Genomic DNA, 3,608 nt, shown 5'->3' with positions numbered 1-3,608 from the left:
CTTTAAGGCAAGCCGATAGTAGGCTGAGGCCGGCCTATCGACCGCAGCTTCTGCGCTTCCGTACTCACCTACGAACAAATACCCGCCGTTCCGGTTCTCAAAAGCCGCCATCCTCGGCTCGGCCTGATCTCGACTTGCCCTCCGCGCGCTCAAAAGAGCCTATCGTCTCGTCAATCTTTCCTTAACCGTGCCCAAACGGATCGCCTGAATTCACTCGGCATGCCGTTCTTCGATCGTTGACATTCGAACAACATTAGAACAAATTGCGAACATATTAACAACAGGAGAGAGTTATGGCCGATCTGGTTCAGGATGTCGTCTCGCTGGTCTGCATGAGCACCTTTCTCATTTCCATGGCGATCTGGATTGGCGCCATGTGAGCAGGCGGCTTCGCGCCGCCGCCTTGGACGGACGAAGGGTCCGCTCTCTGTTTGGGACGGGCAGGAGCTCGCCCGTTGTTAAGCTTTTCTTGGCCGCACCCCCGCTAGCTTGCCCCGCAAAGACAGGGAGCAAAGGGCAGTGTCGGTCATCGCCACGGTCACACTCGTGGCCGGAAATCTCGGACTGATCTTTCTCTTGATGACGGTGCCGCTCGGGCTGCGCACGGTTACGGTCAGCCGCGTGATCGAGGCTGACCGGAATCGCCTGTGGCAGGCGCTGTGGCCGTTCGGCAGCGACGCCGGCTGGTCGGGTGAAATCCTTTCCGTCGAACCGCTGGACGGCGAGGGGACGGCGCTGATCAAACTGTCCTGGGAAGGGCGCGACGGGCGGCCGATCGAACGCAAGGCGCGGCTCGACGATGTGGTGGAAGGCAGCCGTTTCTCGATGCGCGTCGTTGAGGACACGGCTCTCGATCCCTCGTTCTGGGCCGACTATCGCGAAACCACCGAGCTTGTCCCGGAAGGCGATGCGACGCGCGTTACGTTCACGCAAACCGACCGCTCTCGCGGCGTCGCCTTCCTGATCTTCCGCTACTTCGCCATGCGCCGCGAGCTCGCCAAGTTGCAGGTCTGGGCGAGAACCGGAACGTATCGCAGGGGCGGCTGGTTCGAGCATCCGGTGAGCCAGATAGGCTTTGCCGTGCTTTCGGCCTTCATCCTGTGGCCGTTCTTCGGCCTCAACCTCGGGGGACTGGCGCTGGCTGTCATCCTAACTTCGGTGGTGGCGCTGCACGAGCTTGGCCACATGGCGGCATTCCGCCTGACGGGACATCGCCGGGTGCGCATGATCTTCATTCCGTTGCTCGGCGGTATCGCCATGGGCGGCAGGCCGTATGACAGCCGCTTCGAGGTCGCGTTCGTGGCGCTGATGGGGGCGGGCTTCTCCGCTTTCCTTGTGCCTCTGCTGATCGCCGCCAGCGTCCTTGTCGGCAGCGAAGGACACCGCCCGGCGGCAGTGCTGCTGGCGACGCTTGCCGGCTGCACGTCGCTGTTCAACATCGCTAATCTGGTGCCGGTGTGGAAGTTCGACGGCGGCCAGGTGCTGCGCCAAATCTGCCCGGGTCCGATCGCGCTGGCGCTTGCCTCCTTCCTGCTGCTGTTCGCCTTGCTGGCGCTCGGCTGGCGCGCCGGCTTCTCGCCCAGCTTCCTGCTCGTCGCCGGCGCGGTGTTCTCGGTCCTCAGCCTGCTCACGGTCGGCAGCGGCGTGAAACCGCGTCACGAGCTGAAGTCGATCCACGCCTTCGATCGCCTGGCCATGGCCGGCGCGCTGCTGGCGGTCTTTTCCATTCACGGCTATGGCGTGCTCTGGGCCTCCGCGCAACTGATGTAGCCGCGCCGGATTACCCTGCCTTTCGGGCCGGCTCGGCGACCGGGGCCGCGGCAGGCCCGAACACGTCCTCGAAGGCGGATTTCAGCGCGAGATCGAGATCGGCCATGGTGACCGGAAGGCCGAGATCGACGAGGCTGGTCACGCCATGGTCCGAAACGCCGCAGGGCACGATGCCGCCGAAGTGGGAAAGCTCCGGCTCGACATTGATGGCAATGCCGTGAAAGCTCACCCAGCGCCTGAGCCTGATGCCGATTGCGGCGATCTTGTCCTCGGCGGGCGTGCCGTCAGGCAGGGCAGGCCGATCCGGCCGCACCACCCAGACGCCGACGCGATCCTCGCGGCGCTCGCCGCGCACGTTGAAGGCTGCAAGCGTGCCGATGATCCACTCTTCCAGCGCGGCAACGAAGGCGCGAACATCCTCGCGCCGGCGCTTCAAGTCGAGCATGACATAGGCGACGCGCTGGCCGGGGCCGTGATAGGTGTATTCGCCGCCGCGTCCCGCGGCAAAGACCGGAAAGCGGTCAGGGTCGATGAGGTCCTCGATACGGGCGCTGGTGCCGGCGGTGTAGAGCGGCGGATGCTCGACCAGCCAGACCATCTCGCCGGCAGCGCCATTGCGGATGGCCTCGGCGCGCGATTCCATGAAGGCGAGCGCGTCGGGATAAGACGTCAGGCCGGGCTCGATCACCCACTCGACCGGCGCCGAACCGGGAAGGGGCAGGAACGACGTGGCGATCTGGCTGCGTTCTGTCATGGAACTTTCTCGATGCTCCCCTCATATGGCGGCAATTGGCTGAAACGTCCAGTTTCGCCCGGCCCGTGTCCAGGCTGTGGAGCATTGCGCCAGGAGCTTTGTCTGAGCATGTCGTTCTCCCAAAAACCGCCACGCACTTTTGGGCGACATGCATTAGCGAATATTCCGCACGGCACCCTTGTTTCGCCGGAAACGATTTGCTACAGGCCCCGGGCCGGACGGTTCCGGCTCCTACCACGTGCGGTCGTGGCGGAATTGGTAGACGCGCAGCGTTGAGGTCGCTGTGGGGCAACCCGTGGAAGTTCGAGTCTTCTCGACCGCACCATTCTCCCCCAAAAAGGCACTGCTTGGATGAGCCCGTGAGGCGGCGCGTCCGACGTTCTGCGGGCCAAAACAAAAGCGGCGCCAGATCCTGCGGACCGCGCCGCCGCTTTGGGTTTCAAGCCCTTCCGTTCTGAAAAAAACCGGGCCTATCCCGTCCAGCCGAGGCCGGCCGAGATGCAATTGATCGAGACGAGCAGGGCGTCGGTCGTCCGCCTTCGATCCGCCGTGCCGGGACTGGTCCGAACCTCGCGCAGCAGATCGACCTGCAGGCGGTGGATGTCGTCCATCTGTCGCCCCAGATTGTCGAAACGCCGCTTGAACATCGGAAAGCGCGCGGAAAGATCGCCGCCGGTGAGGTCACCGATCAGGCGTCGCGTCAGCTCGTATTCGGCTCCGATGCGGCCGTAGATTCGCCAAGCTGCATCGGCGTCGGCTACCAGGCCGGCGTAGAGCTGCGCGATCTCCATGTCGGACTGGTAGAGCGTCTTCTCGGCCTCGTCGACGATCAGACGGAAGAAGCGCGAGCGCTCGAACATGCGGGCCAGAAGCTCGCGCCCGGCCTCGCCGCGCACCGTGACAAAGGCGTTCAGCGCGCTGCCGATGCCATACCAGCCGGTCAACAGATGACGGTTCTGGCTCCAGGCGAACACCCATGGAATGGCGCGCAGGTCGGCAATGCCGCTGGCGCCGAAACGGCGATCCGGCCGTGAGCCCATCTTCAGCAGCGCCAGTTCCGCAACGGGGCTCGCCTGGTCGAAAT

Annotated in this window: 3 protein-coding genes and 1 tRNA gene; 2 read left to right on the top strand and 2 right to left on the bottom strand. The window is 64.3% G+C overall.

Translation table 11 applies throughout. The features are described 5' to 3' along the window. Positions 1–519: 519 nt before the first annotated feature. Entirely contained in the window at positions 520–1,770 is a 1,251-nt protein-coding gene (locus tag EOA60_RS23725; protein ID WP_095826194.1) for an SRPBCC family protein, read from the top strand. A gap of 10 nt (positions 1,771–1,780) precedes the next feature. Here EOA60_RS23725 and lipB read toward each other — a convergent pair whose 3' ends face one another. Further along, complete coding sequence (gene lipB / locus EOA60_RS23720) at positions 1,781–2,524, bottom strand: lipoyl(octanoyl) transferase LipB (protein ID WP_095780840.1); 744 nt, start codon at positions 2,522–2,524, stop codon at positions 1,781–1,783. A gap of 240 nt (positions 2,525–2,764) precedes the next feature. Here lipB and EOA60_RS23715 point away from each other — a divergent pair. Next, positions 2,765–2,849, top strand: a tRNA-Leu gene (locus EOA60_RS23715). Positions 2,850–2,994: 145 nt separating this feature from the next. On the opposite strand, the gene EOA60_RS23710 is transcribed toward EOA60_RS23715, so the two are convergent. Beyond that, the coding region (locus EOA60_RS23710; protein WP_128311988.1) for a phosphoenolpyruvate carboxylase at positions 2,995–3,608 on the bottom strand (614 nt) is incomplete at its 5' end.

Source organism: Mesorhizobium sp. M1A.F.Ca.IN.020.06.1.1, assembly GCF_004023265.1.
Classification (GTDB): domain Bacteria; phylum Pseudomonadota; class Alphaproteobacteria; order Rhizobiales; family Rhizobiaceae; genus Mesorhizobium.
Note: the sequence above shows the minus strand (reverse complement) of the source record. Positions and strands in the feature narration are given on the sequence as shown.